The following is a 20457-nucleotide window of genomic DNA, read 5'->3' as shown; positions in this document are numbered from 1 at the left end:
GGTGACCTCCGACCACTCCTCCTCCGCCCTGCCCGCCGGGTACCGCCTGCGCCCGCTCACCGCCGCCGACCGCCGCGCCCTGGTCGACCTCGACACCTGGGCGTTCCCGGACCCGCACTCGACGGGCGAGTTCGACGAGCTCCCCCTCCCCCTGACCTGGGAGCGGACCGTGGGCGTCGAGGCCGGCGCCCCCTCGGGCGGGACGGACGGCCTGGCCGCGATGCACGCGTCCTACCCGTTCAGCGAGTTCCCCGTCCCGGGCGCCACGCTGCCGACGGCGGGCCTGACCTGGGTGGGCGTGCACCCGCAGCACCGCCGCCGAGGGTTGCTCACGGCCATGATCGACCACCACCTGGAGCGGTGCCGCGAGCGCGGCGAGGCCCTGTCGGCGCTGTTCGCCGCCGAGACCGCCATCTACGGCCGGTTCGGGTACGGCAAGGCGGCCGACGACCTGCGCCTCACCGTCCCGCGCGGCGCGGCCCTGCGCGACGTCCCCGGCGCCGCGGAGCACACCGTGCGCGTGGAGCACGCCGACCGGGCACGCCACGGCGACCTCGTCGCGCGCCTGCACCGCGCCCCCGGCCTGCCTGCGGGCCCGGCGGGGATCAACCGGCCCGGCTGGGCCACCCGGGAGACCGACGCGCTGTGGGAGAGCTACTGGGCGGACCCGAAGTCGTTCCGCGCGAGCGGGCGCGAGTCGCTGCGGATCGTCGTCGTCGAGCGCGACGGCGAGGCGCGCGGCTACGCGACGTTCCGCCGCAGCATGGACTGGCAGGTGACCGGCCCCCGCGGCACCGTGCACCTGGGCGACGTCGTGGCCCTCGACGCCGCGGCCGCACGCGCCCTGTGGGGCGTGCTGCTCGACCTCGACCTCATGAGCAGCACGGACCCGTTCCTGCTCCCGGTCGACGACGCGATCATGAGCCTCCTCGTCGACCCGCGGGCCGCGGGCGCCCGGATCACCGACAACGTGTGGGTGCGCGTCGTCGACGTCCCCGCCGCCCTGGCCGGCCGCCGCTACCAGGCCGACGTCGACGTCGTGCTGGGGGTCTCCGACGCCCGGCTGCCCGACAACGCCGGGTCGTGGCGCCTGCGCGCGACGGCGTTCGGGGCCGCGACGTGCGAGCGCACCGACGCCGCGCCCGACCTGGAGCTGGACGTGCGCGAGCTCGGGGCCGCCTACCTGGGCGGCACGTCGCTCGTCGCACTGGCCGGTGCCGGGCTCGTCGCCGAGCGCACGCCGGGCGCCCTCGTCCGCGCGAGCGCGGCGTTCGGCTGGCCGCTCGCGCCCGCCTGCGGCTGGGTGTTCTGACGGGTGCCCTGACGGGACCGGGTCAGGCCTGGCAGACCCCGCACCAGAACAGGTTGCGGCCGGCGAGCTCCTTGGTGAGCACCGGGGCGCCGCAGACGCGGCACGGCAGGCCGTCGCGGTGGTACACGTAGAACGACGCGTCCCGGGGCACGGCGTCGGCGTCGCCGTCGGTGTTCTGCCGCGTCACGCGGCCGCCGCCCCCGTCCGGCACCCGGTGCTCCGGCCGCGTCGTGACGATCGCACCCGTGGCGGCGCCGTCGCGCATGAGCACGACCAGGTCGTCCCAGATCGCGGCGAGCGCCGCCGCCGGCACGTCCCGGCCGGGGCGCAGGGGGTCCACGCCGGCCCGGAACAGCGCCTCGGCCCGGTAGATGTTGCCGACGCCGGCGATCACCGCCTGGTCCATGAGCTGCTGCCCGACCGTCACGCGCGAGCGGCGCACGCGGGCCACGAAGGCCGAGCGGGCGTCGTCGAGCGACGCCCGTCCGCCGTCCGGCCGGATCGGGTCCGGGCCCAGCCGCGCCTCGACGGCCGCCTTCTCCGCGCCGGTCAGCACCTCGCACGCCGTCGGGCCGGTGAGGTCCGCGACGGCGTGCGTGCCGAGCAGGCGCAGCCGGACGGCGCCGCGCGGCGCGGGCGGGCCCCACTCCCCCGCCGCGCCGGGGACCGGGTCAGCACCGGGGCCGCCGTCGAGCGGCGTCGTCTCGCGCTCCCCGATGCGCCGGCGCGGCGCGCCGATCGCGTGCACGATCCTGCCGCCGGACCCCCCTGAGCCTGTCGAAGGGTCGCCGGCGAACGTCCACGCCCCGTACAGGCCCAGGTGCACCCGCAGCCAGCGCACGTCGCCGACCCCGTCGGGGTCGTCAGGGTCGTCGACGCCGTCGGGAGCGAAGGCGCAGAAGAGCTGCTTGCCCCACGCCTCCGCGGCCAGCATCCGGCGCCCGTCGAGCAGCGCGGCGCCGCCCGCGAACCGGCCCTGCGGGCTGGACACGGCGAGCGTCTCGCCGCCGAACAGCCCCTCCAGGGCGCGCGCGAGCCGGTGGACGGTGTGACCTTCGGGCACGTCGGGCGGTCGCGTCAGGAGATGGTGGAGACGTCGCGGGACGCCTCGTACGTGGCCAGCTTGTCGATGCGGCGCTGGTGGCGGGCGTCGCCGCTGAAGGGCTCCGCGACGAACGCCTCGACGAACGACGTCGCCTCCTCGAGGCTGTGCATGCGGCCGCCGACGGCGATGACGTTGGCGTCGTTGTGCTGGCGGCCGAGCGTCGCCGTCTCGAGCGACCAGGCCAGCACGGCCCGCACCCCGACGACCTTGTTCGCCGCGATCTGCTCCCCGTTGCCCGAGCCCCCGATGACGATCCCCAGCGAGCCGGGCTCCGCGACGACGGCCTCGCCCGCGGCGATGCAGAAGGCGGGGTAGTCGTCCTGCGGGTCGTACTCGTGGGCGCCGTGGTCGACGACGTCGTGGCCCGCGGCGCGCAGGTGGTCCACGAGGTGGGTCTTGAGCTCGTATCCGGCGTGATCGGCGGCGATGTGCAGACGCATGGCGTCATTGTCCCTCACCTGCGTCCCCCGCCGCCGCTCCGCCCCGCACGTGGGACGTGCGCCGTAGGGTGACGGCATGACTGCCGACGCCACCGGGCTGCGGTCCGGTATCGACCTCAGCGCCCTCGACCATGACGTCCGCCCGCAGGACGACCTGTACCGCCACGTCAACGGGCGCTGGATCGCCCAGCACGAGATCCCCGCCGACCGCGCGATGGACGGCGCGTTCCGCGAGCTGCACGACCTGTCGGAGGAGCGGGTCCGGGAGATCATCACCGACCTCGCCGCCACGGACGACCTCGACCCCGCGTCCACCCCCGCCAAGATCGGCGCCCTCTACGCGAGCTTCCTCGACACCGACCGCGTGCAGCGGCTCGGCACGGAGCCGATCGCCGTCGAGCTCGCGCAGGTCGCGGGGGCGACGTCGCAGGCCGAGCTCGTCGAGGTGCTCGGTGCGCACCAGCGCACGGGAGGCGGCGGCGCGGTCGCGTTCTACGTGGACAACGACGCCAAGGACCCCGGGACGTACGTGACGTACCTCGTGCAGGGCGGCCTGGGCCTGCCCGACGAGGCGTACTACCGCGAGGACCAGTACGCGCCCGTCCGGGACAAGTACGCGCCGCACGTGGCGCGCATGCTGACGCTCGCCGGCGTCACCGCCGGCTCGTCGTGGGGCGCCGACCCCGAGGACGCCGCGGCCCGCGTGCTCGCCCTCGAGACGAAGCTCGCCGCCCACCACTGGGACGTGGTGCGCGACCGCGACGCCGACCTCACCTACAACCCGATGACGCTCGCCGACCTCGTCGAGCGGGCGCCGGGCTTCGACTGGCGTGCCTGGGCGACGGCGCTCGGCGCGCCGGAGGGCTCGCTGGACGCCCTGGTCGTGCGGGAACCGTCGTTCGCGACCGGCTTCGCGGAGCTCTGGCGGTCGGAGCCGCTGGCCGACTGGAAGCTGTGGGCGGCCTACCACCTGATCACGGCCCGCGCCGCCTACCTCGACGACGCCACCGTCGAGGCCAACTTCGACTTCTACGGCCGCACGCTGTCCGGCGCGCAGGAGGTGCGGGACCGCTGGAAGCGCGGCGTCGCGCTCGTCGAGCGGGCGCTCGGCGAGGCCGTCGGCGAGCAGTACGTGGCCCGCCACTTCCCGCCGGAGCACAAGGAGCGCATGGACGCGCTGGTCGCGAACCTCGTGGCCGCCTACCGCGAGTCCATCGACGCGCTCGACTGGATGACGCCCGAGACCAAGGTCAAGGCGCTCGCGAAGCTCGAGCGCTTCACGCCGAAGGTGGGCTACCCGGTGAAGTGGCGCGACTACTCCGCGCTCGAGGTCGACGTCGCCGACCTCGTCGGCAACGTGCGCCGCGCGCACGCCTTCGAGCAGGACCACGAGCTCGGCAAGATCGGGCGCCCGATCGACCGCGACGAGTGGTTCATGACGCCGCAGACGGTCAACGCCTACTACAACCCGGGCATGAACGAGATCGTGTTCCCCGCGGCGATCCTGCAGCCGCCGTTCTTCGACCCCGACGCGGACGACGCCGTGAACTACGGCGGCATCGGCGGCGTCATCGGGCACGAGATCGGCCACGGCTTCGACGACCAGGGCTCGAAGTACGACGGCGACGGCCGCCTCGAGGACTGGTGGACCGAGACCGACCGCACCGAGTTCGAGAAGCGCACCCAGGCCCTCATCGCGCAGTACGACGGCTTCCGCCCCGCGCAGCTGCCCGAGGACGGCCCGCACGTCAACGGCGCGCTGACCATCGGCGAGAACATCGGCGACCTCGGCGGCCTGTCCATCGCGATCAAGGCGTACCGCATCGCGCTCGGCACGCCGCTCGAGGACGCGCCCGTCGTCGACGGGCTCACCGGGCTCGAGCGCGTCTTCCTCGGCTGGGCGCAGGTGTGGCAGTCCAAGGGCCGCGACGAGGAGGTCGTGCGGCGCATCGCCACCGACCCGCACTCCCCCAACGAGTTCCGCTGCAACGGCGTGATCCGCAACATCGACGAGTTCCACGACACCTACGGCGTGGGCCCCGACGACGCGCTGTGGCTGGCGCCCGAGGAGCGCGTCCGCATCTGGTGACCCGTCCGGGGACCTGACGCGACGAAGCCGCCGGCCGTGGTCACGGTCGGCGGCTTCGTCGCGTCGGGGCCGGGGCGGCGGGAGCGACTCAGCTCGTGCCGATCCCCGCCCGGGCCAGCGAGAAGCCCTTGCCCGTGGGGTCGTGGGTGCACGACATGCCCGTGTCCTCGCTGCGGCACGTGAAGTCGCCCTCGGTGATCGAGTCCCCGTACTCCAGGACGTCGACGTCCGAGCCGGCCTTCGTCGGCTGCTCGCCCTGGGGCACGCACGGCTGCGCGACGGTGCCCTCGCCGTCGACCGTCACCACGTACCCCGTGGTGCCGTCGCAGCCCTCCGTGGGCGCGGGCTGCTGGTTGAGCTGCGCGATCCCGCAGGACACGCCGTCGGCGTAGATCGAGCAGGTGATGTTCTGGGACGGCGCCGCGAAGTGCGCCAGCGCCTCGCCCTGCATCGGCGCGTCCTCGGACGCGGACGCCGACGGCTCCTGCGACGCCGCGGGGGCGCCGCCCGCCTGCGGAGCGGTGGGTGAGGGCGCGCCGAACATCTGCACGGCGAGCACCACCATCGTCACGATGAGCACCGCGTCGACCGCGATGAACGCGATCCACCCCGCCGAGAGCCGACGGCGTCGGCGCGGCGCGGCGGGCGGGGGCGGCGCGCCGACCCCGGCCGGCGCGGCGTACCCCGCCTGTGGCGCCGCCGGCTGGGCGTAGACCGGCTGCTGCACCTGCGTCGCCGCGGCCGCCACCGGTGCCGGGGCGTACGCGGGCTGCGGCGGGTACGCGGGCTGTGCCGCGTAGGCCGGCGGGTAGGGCGCGGGCTGCTGCCCGGAGGGCACGGCCGGCGGCATCTGCTGCGTGTGCTGGGCGGCGGGCTGGTACGCGGGCTGGGTCGGCGGCTGCGGCGCCGCATCGGCCGCGCCGGGCGGCGGGGGCACGGGAGCGTGCACCGTCGCCGCACCGGCGGGGGGCGTGGCGGGCGCGGGTGCCGTCACCTGCTGCAGCGGCACCTCGGCCATGGGGTCGACCGCGGCGGGGCGCTGGTACGCGGACGCGACGCGGCGCACGCCGGCGGCCGGCGATGCCGACGGCACGGCGGGCGGCACGGTCGGCGGCCTGCCGTCGGACCCCGGCGGGGGCGGCGGAACGGTGCCGGACATCTGGACTCCCTCCAGTCACTCCTCGGGCGTCGCGCACGGTGTGGCGGCCACCCGCGCGGCGGCGACGCACCGGGCAGGATGTCACGATCGGGTCTCGACGGTCGAACCCGTGCCCGCGGGAGCGCGGGATTCCCGTGCGTCGCAGCAGGCCGGAGGTGGCATCATCGTGCGCGAGCCTGCGCGCCCATCACGCGCTGCACCATCTTGAGACGAGGGAGAACCCGTGCCCGGAGAGAACCTGACCCGCGCCGAGGCGATCGAGCGCGCCGACGTCGTCACCGACGTCGAGTCGTACGCCGTCGACCTCGACCTCACCACCGGACCGACCACGTTCGCGTCCACCACCGTCATCCGGTTCTCCGCGACCCCCGGCGCGAGCACGTTCGTCGACCTGGTCGCGCCCGCGGTGCGCGAGGTCGTGCTCAACGGCGTCGCCCTGGACCCGGCCGAGGTGTTCGCCGACTCCCGCATCGCGCTGACCGGCCTGGCGGCGACGAACGAGCTGCGCGTCGTCGCCGACTGCGCGTACATGAACACCGGCGAGGGCCTGCACCGCTTCGTCGACCCGGTCGACGGCGAGGTCTACCTCTACACCCAGTTCGAGGTGCCCGACGCCCGCCGCGTCTTCGCCACCTTCGAGCAGCCCGACCTCAAGGCGCCGTACCAGCTGACCGTCACCGCCCCCGCCGCCTGGCAGGTCGTGTCGAACCAGCCCACGCCGGAGCCCACCCCGGCCACGCACGCGACGGACGCCGACGTCCCCACCGCGACGTGGACGTTCGAGCCGACGCCGCGCATCTCGTCCTACCTCGTCGCCCTCGTCGCCGGCCCGTACGCCGTGCAGCGCGGCGAGCTGACGTCGTCCGACGGCCGCACGATCCCGCTCGGCGTGTTCTGCCGCTCGTCGCTCGCCGAGCACCTGGACGCCGACTACATCATGGAGACCACCCGCAAGGGCTTCGCCTTCTACGAGTCGACCTTCGGCGTGCCGTACCCGTTCGACAAGTACGACCAGCTGTTCGTGCCCGAGTACAACATGGGCGCGATGGAGAACCCGGGCTGCGTCACGTTCACCGAGTCCTACGTCTTCCGCTCCCAGGTGACCGACGCCGTGCGCGAGCGCCGCGTCGTGACGATCCTGCACGAGCTGGCGCACATGTGGTTCGGCGACCTGGTCACCATGAAGTGGTGGAACGACCTGTGGCTCAACGAGTCGTTCGCCGAGTACGCGTCCACGCTCGCCACCGCCGAGGCCACCGAGTGGGAGGCCGCCTGGACCACGTTCTCCGCGATGGAGAAGACGTGGGCCTACCGGCAGGACCAGCTGCCCTCCACGCACCCGATCGTCGCCGAGATCCGCGACCTCGAGGACGTGCAGGTCAACTTCGACGGCATCACCTACGCCAAGGGCGCCTCCGTGCTCAAGCAGCTTGCCGCGTGGGTCGGCCGCGACGAGTTCCTCGGTGGCGTGTCGGCGTACTTCCGCAAGCACGCCTGGTCGAACACCGAGCTGCGCGACCTGCTCGTCGAGCTCGAGGCCACCAGCGGCCGCGACCTCGCCGCCTGGTCGAAGGCGTGGCTCGAGACGGCGGGCGTGAACACGCTGCGCCCCGAGATCGAGCTCGACGACGCAGGCCGGATCAGCGCCTTCGCCGTCCTGCAGTCCGCCCCCGCCGACTACCCGACCATCCGGCCGCACCGTCTCGGCATCGGCTTCTACGACCTCGTCGACGGCGCGCTCACCCGCACGCACCAGGTCGTCATCGACGTCGACGGCGAGCGCACCGACGTGGCCGAGCTCGTCGGCCGCGAGCGTCCCGACCTCGTGCTGCTCAACGACGAGGACCTCGCGTACGCGAAGATCCGCCTCGACGACGCCTCGCTCGCCGCCGCGGTCGAGCACCTGTCGCGCATCTCCGACCCGCTGGCCCGCTCCCTCGTGTGGGGCTCCGTGTGGGACGCCGTGCGCGACGGCGAGACCCCGGCGTCGGCGTACGTGGACCTCGTGCTCGGCAACATCGCCGCCGAGACGGAGTCGACGACGGTCCGCACCACGCTCAATCAGCTCGGCCTGGCCGCCCGCTCGTACGTGGCGCCCGAGCGCCGGGCCGCCACGCTGGCGCGCATCGCCGACCGGCTGTGGGTCCTCGCGCAGGAGGCGGCCGCGGGCTCCGACCTGCAGCTGCAGCTCGTGAAGTTCTTCGCGCAGCTCGCCTCCACGCCGGACCACGTCGCCCCGCTGCGCGGCCTGCTCGACGGCTCCGTCGCCCTCGACGGGCTCACGGTGGACACCGACCTGCGGTGGGAGCTGCTGGAGAGCCTCGTGCTGCTCGGCGCCGCCGACGGCGCGGAGATCGACGCGGCGCTCGCGCAGGACGACACGGCCACCGGCCGGCAGGCCGCCGCCCGCGCCCGCGCGGCGACGCCGACCGTCGAGGGCAAGGAGGCCGCGTTCGCGTCCGTCGTCGACCAGGCGGACGTGCCCAACGCGATCATCCGGTCCACCGCGTCCGGCTTCGTGCACGTGACCGACCCGGCCGTGCTGGAGCCGTTCGCCGCCCGGTACGTCGACGCGCTGCTGCCCATCTGGACGACGCGCAGCTACCACATCGCCGAGGAGCTCATCGAGGGGCTGTACCCGGCCCCGCTCGCCTCGGTCGAGCTCCGCGACGCCGTCCGCGGCTGGCTGGACGCGAACGCCGACGCCCCCGCGGCCCTGCGGCGCATGGTCGTCGAGCAGCTCGCCGGCACCGAGCGGGCGCTCGCCGCGCAGGCCGCCGACGCCTGATGGCACTCGTCGGTTGAGCTTGTCGACACCTCACCGGGTTTCGACAAGCTCAACCAACGGCGACGGGTCTCGACAAGCTCACCCAGCGAGGTCGCGCCTAGCGGGCGGTGCGGACCGCCTGGACGAGGGACCGCAGTCGCGCGTTGTCGAAGAGGTCGTCGACGAGGACGACGTTCCCCGACCCGTCGGCCAGCGGCACCTTCCAGTTCGGGTACTCGGTGTCCGTGCCGGGCTGGTTCTGCGTGCGCCGCTCGCCGACGGCGTCCGTGAGCTGCACGCCCACCAGCGCGGCCGGCGACTTCCGCAGGTACCGGTGCAGCCCCTCGACGATCTCGCGCTCGGACGGGTGGTCGCCGACCAGCCCGCGCATCGCGAGCGCGAGCACCGCCTGGTCCCGCTCGGCGCGCGCGGCGGCGCGCAGCTCCTGCGCGTCCTCGGTCAGCAGGCCGAGCCGCTCGCGCAGGTCCACATGCTCGCCCGCCAGGTACCCCGCGGCGGGCGGCATGTCGTGCGTGCCGACGGTGGCGAGCGACGCGCGCCGGTACTTCTCCGGCTCGAGCGGCCGGCCGTCCTCCTTCTCGAACCACAGCACGGAGGTGCCGAGGACGCCGCGGTCGGCGAGCTCGTCGCGCACCCACGGCTCGAAGACGCCCAGGTCCTCCCCCACGACGACCGCGCCCGCGCGGTGCGCCTCCAGGCACAGGATGCCGAGCAGCGCCTCGTGGTCGTAGCGCACGTACGCGCCGGCCGCGGGCGAGGCGCCCTCCGGCACCCACCACTGGCGGAAGAGCCCGAGCACGTGGTCGACCCGCAGCGCGCCCGCGTGCCGCAGCACGGTGCGCAGCATGTCGCGGTACGGCGCGTAGCCGGCACGCGCGAGCGCCCGCGGGTTCCACGGCGGCTGCGACCAGGCCTGCCCCTGCTGGTTGTACATGTCCGGCGGCGCGCCGACGGACACGTCGCGGGCCAGCACGTCGCGGTGCGCCCAGGCGTCCGCACCCTGCGGGTGGGCGCCGACGGCCAGGTCGTGCATGATGCCGATCCGCATCCCGGCCTCGCGGGCCACGCGCTGGGCGGTCTGCTTCTGCTCGTCGGCCACCCACTGCAGCCAGACGTAGAACTCCACGCGCTCGGCCAGCTGCTCGCGCAGCGCGGCCACGGCGGGCGACGCGGGGTCGCCCAGCTCGTCCGGCCGCGGGCGCGAGCCCAGGTGCTCGACGATCGCGCACCAGGTCGCGAAGTCGCGCAGCCCCGTGCCCTCCGCGGCGACGAACTCCTGGTACGCGGCCTCGCGCGCCGCACGCCGGGGAGCGGTGAACACCACCTCGAGCGCCGCCTTCTTCGCCTCCCACACGGCGTCGCGGTCGAGCGCGCCGGGGTCGGCGACGAGGTCGCGCACCGGGTCCGCCGCCCACTCCACGAGGGAGCGGTCCGCCGCCGACAGGTACGCCGTCTCCGGGATGTCCTCGACCCGCACGTACAACGGGCTGAGGAAGCGGCGGCTGGTGGGCAGGTACGGCGACGGCGTCACCGGAGTCACCGGCTCGGTCGCGGACAGCGGGTTGACCCCGACGAAGTCCGCGCCGGCGCGGTGCGCCGTCAGCCAGGCCAGGTCGGCCAGGTCGGCGAGGTCCCCCACGCCCCACGACGTGCGCGAGCGCACCGAGTACAGCTGCACGAGGAAGCCCCACCACTGGTCGTCGTCCAGCCCCGCGGGCAGCTCGAGCCGGCGGGGTGTGACGACGACGGTGGCGCGGGACTCGTGGCCCTCCGTGAGCGCGTGCAGCGAGTGCCACCCGAGCGGCAGGTCGTCGGGCAGCGCGAACGTCGCGCGCCCCACCTGGCGGCCGTCCACGGTGCGCGGCTCGACGACGACGTCGAGCTGGTCCAGGTCGCGACGGCGGCGGACCTCGTGCTCGCGCGCCGCGGGCTCGGCGCCGTCCAGCTCCAGCCAGACGTGCACGCCCGCGCCGTCGGTGACGTGCACCGGCACCTGGGCCCCGGCGCCCTCGCGCACCACGACCGTGGGCGGCAGGACGGCGCGCCACTCGTCGTCCTGCGCACGCTGCAGGCTGTGCGTCACCTGCTGCGGCGTGCCCGCCGGCACGCCCAGCGCGCCCAGCAGCGCCGCCAGCGTCGACGCCGGCGCGGTCACCCTCTCGCCGCCGAACCCGTGGTGCTCGCCGAGCACGCCGTACGCCTCGGCGAGCTCGCGCAGCTCGGCGCTCGGCTCGTCGGAGGCGGACTCCGGGGCGGGGGCGGCGTCCGCCGCGGACGGCGCGTCGGCCACGGCGGCGGGCGCCTCGGTGCGCGCGTCGTCGGACGTGCCGTCCCTGTCGTCCCCCGGGTCGTCCGGGGTCTCGTCGCGGGCGTCGTCCGGGGTGGTCGGCTGGTCCTTGCTCACGGGGACGATCCTGCCATCGGTTGCCCGACCAGGCCGTCCGCCCACGCGGCGGGACGCCGGGGCCGTCGACGTTTCGTCGCGGCGCGCACCCTCGCTACCGTGGGCGGGTGACCCCCGTGATCTCCACGCTCCGGACCGCTGCCCCGACGGCGGTGACTCCCGCGCCCACGCCCAGCCCGAGCGGGACGCACACCGAGTCCGCCGTCGAGGACACCATCAAGGCCGCCGCGGACGCCGGCCAGTCCTTCTGGGAGTGGTTCACCGGCTGGCCCCTCCAGGTACTGATCATCCTGGCGATCGGCATCCTCGCGCTGGTGCTGCTGCGCCGCGTGATCGCGCACGTGACGGAACGGATCGCCACCGGAGCCGGGACCACCACGACCGAGGGTTCGCCCGCCTGGCGCCGCTACCTGCAGCGCACGCCGTTCGTCGAGGACGCGATCGCCCTGGCGAACCCGCTGGCCAGCCAGCGGCGCGCGCAGCGGGCGCGGACGGTCGGCTCGGTGCTGCGCTCGACGGCCAACATCACGGTCGGCACGATCATGGCGCTGATGATCCTGCAGGCGGTGGGCCAGCCGGTCGGGGCGCTCCTCGCCTCAGCCGGCGTAGTCGGCATCGCACTGGGCTTCGGCGCCCAGAGCCTGGTGAAGGACTTCATCTCCGGCGTCTTCCTGCTGGTCGAGGACCAGTTCGGCGTGGGCGACGTCGTCGACCTGGGTTCCGGCGCGACGGGAACCGTCGAGGAGGTCCAGCTCCGCGTGACGCAGGTGCGCGCGTTCGACGGCACGCTCTGGTACGTGCGCAACGGGGAGATCCTGCGGGCCGGCAACATGACCCAGCAGTGGTCCCGCGCCGTCGCCGAGGTGCGCGTGCCCGTCGACGCGGACATCGACGTGGTCCGGGCCGCGCTCGGCCGGGCGGCCGACGCCGTGCAGGCCGACCCGGAGCTGTCCCCGCTGCTGCTCGAGGCACCGTCCGTGCGCGGCGTCGACGCCGTCAACGACATCACCATGTCGTTCACGCTCCACGCGCAGACCCGGCCGGGCGACCAGTGGGAGGTCTCGCGCGAGCTGCGCCGCGTCGCCCAGGCGGAGCTGCGCGGAGCGGGCGTGCTCGTGGCGCCGGCCGACGTCGAGCCGGCCGCGCTCGAGCAGACCGAGGGCTGAGTCAGGAGACGAGCAGCGGGTCCATCTGAGCGGCGAGGTCGTCAGCCTCCGGGCCCACGATCACCTGCACCACGCGGCCCGAGCGCACCACGCCGAACGCGCCCGACGCCTTGAGCCCCGGCTCGTCCACGAGGGCCGGGTCGCTCACCTCGACCCGCAGCCGGGTGATGCAGGGCTCGAGCTCGACGACGTTGCGGCTGCCGCCGAGCGCCGCGAGGATGTCGTCGGCCTTGTTCGGGGCGATGGTCATGGGGGCCTCCCGTGGAGTGCGTCGTTGCAGGTCCGTGACCAGCGTAACGCTCCGGGCCGCCGAGCGGGAGGAACGGCACCGCGGGTGTCTGGGAGGATGGCCCGGTGACGGACCAGACTTCACCCGCGTCGTTCTACGACGCCGTCGGCGGGCACGCCACGTTCGAGCGCCTCGTCGACGTGTTCTACGAGGGCGTCGCCACGGACGAGGTGCTGCGGCCCATGTACCCCGAGGAGGACCTCGGGCCGGCGAAGGTGCGGCTCACGCTGTTCCTCGAGCAGTACTGGGGCGGGCCGACGACGTACAGCCAGCAGCGCGGCCACCCGCGGCTGCGCATGCGGCACGCGCCCTTCAAGGTCAACCCCGACGCGCGCGACCGCTGGCTGCGGCACATGCGCGCCGCCGTCGACGCGCTGGACCTGGCGCCGATCCACGAGTCCCAGCTGTGGGACTACCTCGAGCGGGCCGCGTACAGCATGATCAACACGTTCGACGAGTGACCCTGCGAATCGACCTGCGAATCGACCTGCGAATCGACCTGGAGTGCGTGTGAGCGAGACGGCCCCCAGCACGACCGCCCCCGCGGGCATCCCCGACGCCCTGGACCGCCTGCTGTCGGCGCTCGACCTGCGCGAGGTCGAGGGCTGGGGCCCGCGCGGCGAGGACGACCTGTGGCGCGGCGACAGCGTGCCCGGCCCGGCCCGCCGCGTGTACGGAGGCCAGGTGCTGGCGCAGGCCCTGCTCGCGTGCGGCCGCACCGTCGACGACGACCGGCTGCCCCACTCGCTGCACGCCTACTTCCTGCGCGAGGGCACCCTGGACACGCCGATCGACTTCGCCGTCGAGCGGCTGCGCGACGGGCGGTCGTTCAGCGCCCGCCGGTCGCACGCCATCCAGCACGGCAAGCCGATCCTGTCGCTCACCGTCTCGTTCCAGACCGACCAGCCGGGCTACGAGGCGGCGGAGCCCGCACCGCCGGGGGTCCCCGCGCCGGAGGACGTGCCGTCGGCGATCGAGGCGCTCGAGGGGATCGACCACCCCGCCGCGAAGTTCTGGTCGCACGAGTCGGCGTTCGACCTGCGGCACGTGGGCGGTTCGCTGTACCTGGGCCCCGACCCCGACCCGAAGCCGACGCAGCAGGTGTGGGTGCGGGCCCGGCACGCGATCGAGTCCGACGACAGGCTGCTGCACCGCGCGCTGCTCGCGTTCGCGTGCGACCAGGTGATGCTCGAGCCGGTGCTGCGCCAGGCGGGGAGCTCGTGGATCGACGTCGGCGGCACCGTGCCGATGGCGAGCCTCGACCACGCCATGTGGTTCCATCGCGACGCGCGCGCCGACGACTGGCTGCTGTACGTCCAGGAGTCGCCCGGCGCGCAGGGCGGGCGAGGCCTCGGCCTGGCCCGCGTGTACGACCGGGAGGGACGCCTCGTGGCGAGCATCGCGCAGGAGGGCATGATCCGGCTCCCCGGCTGACGTCGGGCCCCCGGCCGAGGCGCTGCGGGCACGACGACGCCGCCGCACACTGTGCGCGTGCGACTGCGCCGCGTCTCCGCCTCCTCCCCCGGCTACTCCCGCCGGGCGAAGGGCGACGGCTGGGTGTTCTTCGACGTCGACGGCGCACCCCTCGACGACGAGGACGAGATCGCGCGCTGCACCCGCCTCGCGATCCCGCCCGCGTGGACCGACGTGTGGATCTGCCGGTACCCCGACGGCCACCTGCAGGCGTTCGGCCGGGACGACGCCGGGCGCGGCCAGTACCTCTACCACGACGAGTGGCAGGCGCGGCGGGCCCGCCGCAAGCACGACCGCGTGCTCGACGTGGGCCGGCGGCTGCCCGCCGCCCGGGCCGGCGTGACGCGCGACCTCGACCGGCCGCGCGTCGACCGCCGCAGGGTGCTCGCGCTCGCGTTCCGGCTGCTCGACGACGCCTACTTCCGCGCCGGCGGGGAGGTCTACGCGACGCGGCACGGCAGCTACGGCCTCGCGACGATCCGCAAGGAGCACGCCACCGTGCGGCGCGACGGCAGCGTGCACTTCCGGTACCCGGCCAAGTCGGGGCAGCTGCGCGACGTGCTCGTCGAGGACCCGGCGGTGGCCCCGCTCGTCACCACCCTCAAGCGCCGTCGCGGGGGCGTCGACCTGCTGGCGTGGCGCGACGACGACGGCGCGGGCTGGCACGACGTCACCAGCGCGGACGTGCAGGCCGACGTCAAGGAGCGCCTCGGCGACGACGCGACGCCGAAGGACTTCCGCACCTGGCACGCCACGGTGCTCGCGGCGCGGGCGCTGGCCGACGTCGGCGCGCCGCCGCGCTCGCAGCGTGCCCGACGCCGGGTGGTCGCCGACGTCGTCCGCGACGTCGCCGAGGAGCTCGGCAACACCCCGGCGGTCGCCCGCGCGTCGTACATCGACCCGCGGCTCGTCGACCTGTGGGAGCACGGCGAGACCATCGGGCCGACGCGCACGCGCTCGGCCGCGGAGCGCGCGGTGCTGGACCTGCTCGGCTGAGGGCGAGCCGTGCCGAGGTAGTGGCCCGGACCACCACCTCGGCACGGCGGGAACTACCTCGGCGCGGCCGGAACCACCGCGAGGAGGTCACCGACCGGTGTCGTCCGTCGGGGTGCCCTCGCCGAACAGCCGGTCGTAGTCCGCGAGCGCCGTCGCGACCGCCGTCTGCGCCCAGAACCGGTGGTAGGTGAACTCGGGCGCGGGCCCGCCGTCCAGGTGGTCCTGCACCTTCTGCCACTGCGGGTCGTCGGCGTAGAACGACCGCAGGTCCAGGAACGACGAGCCGGCCTCGACCGTGTCGCCGTTCGGCATCGTGCCGGTCCAGCCCTCGGGCACGTACACGCCGTCGCCGTCGGGGGCGGACAGCACGTCGTCGAACCGGGCGTAGTCGGCGCGCGTCTCGGTCGTGGCGACGCCGAGCGGGTCGCTGTCCTGGGTCCAGATCGCGTCGAGCAGGTCGTGCGCGACCTGCTGGGCCTGCGCGTGCTGCTCACCCTCCCCGCCGGCCGCGTAGTACATGAGCGACCTGGCGAGCGCGCCGGCGACGCCGACGTCCTGCCCGTACCCGGTGACCTCGACGGAGAGGCCGGCGTTGTCGCCGGGGTCCGCGGCGTCCCAGTCGTCGGGCTGGCCCGACCAGGCGAGGTTCGCCGGGACCTGCCACGAGTCGTCGGTGACCGTGATGTGCTCCATCACCCACGGCACCCACCGGTCGAGGATCGCCTCGGCGCGTTCGTCGCCGGTCTCCTCGTACAGCTGGGCGATGCGCTCCACGCCCCAGCCCTGCATGCCCATCCACTGGTTGGAGGGCGGGTCGTGGTAGACCGGCGCCTCCTGGTAGGCCATGCCGTAGAAGGTCGCGACGTCGTCGGGCCGCTCGGCGTAGTGCCCGTCCCAGCTGTTGGTCGCGCCGCCGGCGATGCCGCCCTCGGGGGCCTGGAGCCACTGGAACAGCTCGAGCTGGCGGTCGAGGCTGGTGGCCCAGTCGTCGGACGCCGTCGGCGACGCGGGCTCGAGGTCCGGGTCGTTCGACAGCGCCCACGCCGCCATGGGGTTCTGGTACCCGAAGTGCGCGTGGCTGGAACCGATGCGCCAGGCCCAGGGCGATGCCGTGTCGAGCGCGCCGCCCCACGCGTAGTACCAGGACAGCAGGTAGTGCGCGCCGTCGCGGCCGGTGCCCGCGGGGCACGACGTCGACTCGCAGCCAGCGGTCTTGAAGTACTTGTCGAAGAGGGCGTAGCGCAGGTAGTCGCCCATCTTCGACGCCTTGCCGACCGTGTCGGCCACGGCCTCCGGCTGCCCCTGCTCCGTGGCGAAGGTGTTCGCCCAGTAGGCGGCCTCGACGGCGCGGGCGTCGGCGTCGGGCGCGTTGGTGTACTTCCACTGCGTCGCGTACGACGCGTCGCCGGTGAACAGGTCGAGGTAGCCGTTCTCGCCGCCGTAGGAGAAGTCGTCGATGGACGGCTGCGGCACCGTCTCCCACACCGACTCCTGCGGCCCGCGCTGGAACGTGTTGATGTACGACGTGCCCTCGTGCTCCGGCCCCAGCAGCTCGGACGACCCGGGCGCGGCGCCGAAGCCGTACACGTTGTCGACGTCGGCGAGCCAGTGCATCCCGTACACCTCGGGCGTGCCGTACGTGGACTCGAGCTCCGCGCCGATCGGGTCGGCGCCCACCGAGACGCCCGGGTCGAGCTGCGACGGGTACAGGCTCGGGTGGTCGAACTCCGGCGCGTACGTCGCGGGCTTGGCCGGGTCGTAGGCCGCGTTGGTCGGCTGGTTCTCCGTGGTCGGGATCATGTACTGCTCGAGCGTGTCCCAGGCGTGGTTGAACGGCTCCCAGTCGCCCGTCACCTGCCCGTACGACGTCTCGAGCCACAGCCAGAACGAGTACGCCTCGCTGGTGGTCTCGTGCCCGTAGTCCGGCGCCTCGACCATGAGCGTCTCGACCGCGTGGTACGGGATGCCCTGCGGCGAGAAGTAGCCGCTCGCCGGGTCGTGGATCTTGTCGTAGAGCTCCAGGAACCGCTGGGTGTACTCGCCGTCGACCAGCAGGGTGCGCTCGGCGGCGGCGTCCGGCGCGGAGGCGGTCGTCGGCCCGGGTGCCGCGGCGGACGGGCCGGCCGCGGCGAGCGCGACCAGCGCCGCGAGCGCGGCGCCCGCGGCGACGACGCGCCTCGGCCGCCCGCCCGGGGGACGTGGCGCGCGGGACGGGCCGCTGCGTGATCGCGGCCGGGGTGTGCGTGGCGTCGTGGGTGGCATCGTGCTGCACCTCTCATCTTCGGGAGGCTCGCCCCGCCCCGCGGGTCCGCCGGCGGCGACGGGGCGTCGAGCACCCCCCGAGGCTCGACCCGGCTCCCCGGCCCGACAACGGCCGGAAACGTTTCAGGGAACGCTCACGTGCGTCGCGCGGTCGCGGCCGCGCGACGGCGCGCCAGCCGGTCGCCCGCCCGGCGCAGGACCTCGATGGCGTCGCCGCCGCGGGCGCCGTCGACGGCCTCGAGCGAGGGCTCGGGTCCGCCGGTCCCGGCGCTGTGCTCGACGACGGTCTGCTCCCCGAGCACGGACCGCAGCCGCGCGGCACGGTCGCGGGCCGCACCCGCGTCGACCCCGTCGAGCAGCACGACGACGTCGCGCGGCGCGGGCCCGTACGCGCAGTCGTCCGGGTCGAGCTCGCCGTGCAGCCGGCGCAGCGCGAGGGCGGTCGGCGGCGCGGAGAACCCGACGGCGAGCACCTGCCAGCCGTACGCCCCGACGCGGCGCGCGCGGGAGATCGCGCGCTCGAGGCGGTCGACGAACAGCTCGCGCGCCACGAGTCCGGTGCCGGGGTCGACGAGCACCCGCTCGCGCAGCTCGCTGCGGAACAGGGTGACGTCCGAGACCACCGCCATCGCCCCCACCATGCGGGCGGCGCGGCCGCCGGCGTCGTGCACCGTGACCGCGCGGCAGCGCACCGTGACGTACCGCCCGTCGGCCGAGCGGATCCGGTGCTCGACGTCGAGCGGCTGGTGGGAGCCCGACAGCTGCGCGGCCACCGCCGACTGCACGCGGCGGGCGTCGTCGGGGTGCACGCGGTCCAGCCACTCCTGCGGGTCGTCGCCGACGGCGGCCGGGTCGCACCCGACCAGCGCGGCCCACGCGTCGGAGTAGAGCACCCGGCCCGCCTCGACGTCCCAGTCCCAGGTGCCGTCGTGGGACGCGATGGACACCAGCGCCGTCCGTTCGTGGCCGGCGGCGACCTCGAGGGCCAGCACCCGCTCCCGCTCCGCGGCGTCCGCGAGCTCGCGCCGTTGCGCCTGCAGGGCGCTGAGGGTGTCCTCCGCGTCGAGGGCCACGCCGAGCATGGCGGCCCAGTGGTTGTACCGGGCGCGGGTGCTCGTGGCCCGGGTGTCGACGAGGCCGCTCACCACGAGCACGCCCCGGTCGGAGCTGCCGAAGCCCACGGGCACGACGACGGTGGGCGACGACGGGTCGGTCAGCTCGGGGGGCGGGAACTCCGGCGGCGGGTACGTCGACCCGAGGAGCCGCTGCGCACCGGTCGCGCCGCCGCGCGCCCCGACCACCTGCAGCGCCCGCCCGCCGGGCACGTCGGCGTTGTCGACCCACAGGGCGAGGGCGGCCAGCCCGCGGTGCCCGCGCGGCAGCCAGTCGAGGCTGCGCAGCGCGGCGCCGTCCGCACGCATCAGCTCGAGGTCCACCTCGTACTGCTCCGCGAGCTCGCGCTCGAGGCGGCCCGCGCGGCCCAGGGTGCCGGCGACCGTGCCGCGGGCGAGCGCCACGACGACGTCGCGCACGGTCGTCTCCAGCGCGGTGCGCCGCGCCGCCGGCCCCAGCGCGCGGTGGCCGTGCCGCGCGGGCTCCGCCCCGCCGCCCTGCTGGGAGAGCCGGCGCGCGGCCGCGCGCCGGTGCCGCCGGACCGTCCGCGCGGCCTCGACGTGCAGGGCGGGCACCAGCTGCTCGAGCGCGTCCGGCGACGGCCGCAGCCGCGCCGTCGCGTCGGCCAGCGCGCGCAGCGCCGGCGCCGGGGCGTGCAGCCCTCGCTCGGCCGCGGCGGCGAGCACCTGCCGGACCGCGGCGACCCAGGCGTCGCGGCCGTGCTCGCGCGCGAGCACCACGGGCGCGACGTCGTCGAGGCCCGGGTCGGCACCGGTCGGCGCGCCCGTCGTGGCGCCGTCCGACGACGCGTCCGGGCGGGTCTCGGGCCGCCGCCCGAGGTCCTGGCCCCCGGCGCCGCCCGACCCCGCCACGACGACGTGGCCCCGCGCCCCCGCCTCGCAGCCGCACGACTCGCGCAGCACCAGCGCCGAGCGCCCGAGCCGGTGCTCCCCCGTCACGTGCTCGCCGGCGATCATCGCCAGCACCAGCCGGGCCGCCTGCTCGCCGACGGCGTCGTGCAGCAGGTCCACGCTCGACAGGCGGGGCCGGGTCCGGGCCCCGAGGTCGGAGTGGTCGATGCCCACCACCGCCTGCGCCTCGGGGAGGGACAGCCCCTCGGCCCGCAGCCCGCGCATGAAGCCCACGGCGTTGCGGTCCGTGGCGGCCAGGGTGGCCGTCGTCGGGAGCGCCCCGTCGCCCGCCTCCGTCAGCCGCCGCGCGACGGCCTGCGCGCCCGCCTCCTGGTTGTCGCGGGTGCGGTAGAGCCACTCCGCCCGCGGCTCGATGCCGTGCGCGAGCAGAGCCGCGCGGTAGGCGTCGTACCGCTCGCGCGTGTCGGTCTGGTCCGCGGCGCCGAGGAAGCCGATGCGGCGGTGCCCGTGCGCGACGAGATGGTCCACCACGGCCCGCGCGGCACCGGCGTTGTCGGGACCGAGGCTCGGCGCCGCCACCCCCTCGACCGGACCGACGCCGACGAGCACCAGGGGCGTGCCGGCGTCGTGGATCCCGCGCAGCGTCTCGTCCTCGAGCGCGCTCGTCACGACGATGAGCCCGTCCCACCGCGCGCCGCCGACCAGCGTGCGCCGGCGGGGGGCGGCCGGGAACTCGGCCCGGTCGAGGTCCGCCGGATACGTCTGCAGGGCCACCACGCGATGCCGCCCGGAGCGCAGCACCCGGGCCGCGCCGGCCAGCGCCCGCCCGAAGTAGTAGCCGCCGAGCACGGGGCTGACCACCCCGATCGTCCGCGGGCCCCCGCCGGGGCCCCTTCCCAGAGCACCGATCGTCGTCATCCGTACCACCGTCCTCGCCGTCGAGTACCGTGCACGTTCCCGGGTGCATTCTGCACCGATTCCCGGCACAG

Annotated in this window: 14 protein-coding genes; 7 read left to right on the top strand and 7 right to left on the bottom strand. The window is 75.2% G+C overall.

The features are described 5' to 3' along the window. Position 1: 1 nt before the first annotated feature. A complete protein-coding gene (locus AAG589_RS09125) occupies positions 2 to 1312 on the top strand; it encodes a GNAT family N-acetyltransferase (protein ID WP_430566917.1) in 1311 nt (436 codons plus the stop codon). 22 nt (positions 1313 to 1334) lie between these two features. On the opposite strand, the gene AAG589_RS09120 is transcribed toward AAG589_RS09125, so the two are convergent. Further along, the gene (locus AAG589_RS09120) at positions 1335 to 2375 is read right to left on the bottom strand and encodes an Fpg/Nei family DNA glycosylase (protein WP_430566916.1); all 1041 of its coding nucleotides are present in this window, start codon (positions 2373 to 2375) and stop codon (positions 1335 to 1337) included. 14 nt (positions 2376 to 2389) lie between these two features. Next, positions 2390 to 2857: a ribose-5-phosphate isomerase gene (locus tag AAG589_RS09115; protein ID WP_430566915.1), complete on the bottom strand. Its 468-nt coding sequence runs from the start codon at positions 2855 to 2857 to the stop codon at positions 2390 to 2392. 76 nt (positions 2858 to 2933) lie between these two features. Here AAG589_RS09115 and AAG589_RS09110 point away from each other — a divergent pair, with 76 nt between their 5' ends. Continuing rightward, complete coding sequence (locus AAG589_RS09110; protein ID WP_430566914.1) at positions 2934 to 4946, top strand: M13 family metallopeptidase; 2013 nt, start codon at positions 2934 to 2936, stop codon at positions 4944 to 4946. Positions 4947 to 5034: 88 nt separating this feature from the next. Here the strand turns inward: AAG589_RS09110 and AAG589_RS09105 are convergent, their stop codons facing one another. Continuing rightward, on the bottom strand, positions 5035 to 6105 hold the full coding sequence (locus AAG589_RS09105; protein WP_430566913.1) for a hypothetical protein: 1071 nt from the start codon (positions 6103 to 6105) through the stop codon (positions 5035 to 5037). Between the two features lie 223 nt (positions 6106 to 6328). On the opposite strand from AAG589_RS09105, the gene pepN reads away from it, so the two are divergent. After that, the gene (gene pepN, locus AAG589_RS09100) at positions 6329 to 8893 is read left to right on the top strand and encodes an aminopeptidase N (RefSeq protein ID WP_430566912.1); all 2565 of its coding nucleotides are present in this window, start codon (positions 6329 to 6331) and stop codon (positions 8891 to 8893) included. 97 nt (positions 8894 to 8990) lie between these two features. On the opposite strand, the gene malQ is transcribed toward pepN, so the two are convergent. Then, on the bottom strand, positions 8991 to 11183 hold the full coding sequence (gene malQ / locus AAG589_RS09095) for a 4-alpha-glucanotransferase (protein ID WP_446719718.1): 2193 nt from the start codon (positions 11181 to 11183) through the stop codon (positions 8991 to 8993). A 221-nt stretch (positions 11184 to 11404) separates the two neighbouring features. Here malQ and AAG589_RS09090 point away from each other — a divergent pair, with 221 nt between their 5' ends. Further along, the gene (locus AAG589_RS09090; protein ID WP_430566911.1) at positions 11405 to 12463 is read left to right on the top strand and encodes a mechanosensitive ion channel family protein; all 1059 of its coding nucleotides are present in this window, start codon (positions 11405 to 11407) and stop codon (positions 12461 to 12463) included. Between the two features lies 1 nt (position 12464). On the opposite strand, the gene AAG589_RS09085 is transcribed toward AAG589_RS09090, so the two are convergent. After that, a complete protein-coding gene (locus AAG589_RS09085; protein ID WP_380326463.1) occupies positions 12465 to 12713 on the bottom strand; it encodes a glucose PTS transporter subunit EIIB in 249 nt (82 codons plus the stop codon). 104 nt (positions 12714 to 12817) lie between these two features. Between AAG589_RS09085 and AAG589_RS09080 the strand changes: the two genes are divergently transcribed. Genes AAG589_RS09080 through AAG589_RS09070 form a run of 3 tightly spaced genes read left to right on the top strand, consistent with a single transcriptional unit; the run spans position 12818 to position 15221 of the window. Continuing rightward, entirely contained in the window at positions 12818 to 13213 is a 396-nt protein-coding gene (locus AAG589_RS09080; RefSeq protein ID WP_430566910.1) for a globin, read from the top strand. Positions 13214 to 13262: 49 nt separating this feature from the next. Next, positions 13263 to 14186: an acyl-CoA thioesterase gene (locus AAG589_RS09075; RefSeq protein WP_430566909.1), complete on the top strand. Its 924-nt coding sequence runs from the start codon at positions 13263 to 13265 to the stop codon at positions 14184 to 14186. A 57-nt stretch (positions 14187 to 14243) separates the two neighbouring features. Next, complete coding sequence (locus tag AAG589_RS09070; protein ID WP_430566908.1) at positions 14244 to 15221, top strand: DNA topoisomerase IB; 978 nt, start codon at positions 14244 to 14246, stop codon at positions 15219 to 15221. A gap of 87 nt (positions 15222 to 15308) precedes the next feature. Here AAG589_RS09070 and AAG589_RS09065 read toward each other — a convergent pair whose 3' ends face one another. Both AAG589_RS09065 and AAG589_RS09060 read right to left on the bottom strand, forming a co-directional pair. Next, entirely contained in the window at positions 15309 to 17483 is a 2175-nt protein-coding gene (locus AAG589_RS09065; protein ID WP_430566907.1) for a glycoside hydrolase family 48 protein, read from the bottom strand. A 134-nt stretch (positions 17484 to 17617) separates the two neighbouring features. Next, entirely contained in the window at positions 17618 to 20386 is a 2769-nt protein-coding gene (locus AAG589_RS09060) for a substrate-binding domain-containing protein (RefSeq protein WP_430566906.1), read from the bottom strand. Positions 20387 to 20457: the final 71 nt, after the last annotated feature.

The organism is Isoptericola sp. F-RaC21 (assembly GCF_038593535.1).
GTDB lineage: Bacteria > Actinomycetota > Actinomycetes > Actinomycetales > Cellulomonadaceae > Isoptericola.
This window is presented reverse-complemented; position numbering and strand designations above follow the sequence as displayed.

What these genes read in the sequence shown, in the direction of transcription:
- AAG589_RS09065 (WP_430566907.1), bottom strand. Translation starts at nt 17,483, where the DNA reads ATGCCACCCACGACGCCACGCACACCCCGGCCGCGATCACGCAGCGGC.
- AAG589_RS09105 (WP_430566913.1), bottom strand. Translation starts at nt 6,105, where the DNA reads ATGTCCGGCACCGTTCCGCCGCCCCCGCCGGGGTCCGACGGCAGGCCG.
- AAG589_RS09115 (WP_430566915.1), bottom strand. Translation starts at nt 2,857, where the DNA reads ATGCGTCTGCACATCGCCGCCGATCACGCCGGATACGAGCTCAAGACC.
- AAG589_RS09060 (WP_430566906.1), bottom strand. Translation starts at nt 20,386, where the DNA reads ATGACGACGATCGGTGCTCTGGGAAGGGGCCCCGGCGGGGGCCCGCGG.
- AAG589_RS09110 (WP_430566914.1), top strand. Translation starts at nt 2,934, where the DNA reads ATGACTGCCGACGCCACCGGGCTGCGGTCCGGTATCGACCTCAGCGCC.
- AAG589_RS09085 (WP_380326463.1), bottom strand. Translation starts at nt 12,713, where the DNA reads ATGACCATCGCCCCGAACAAGGCCGACGACATCCTCGCGGCGCTCGGC.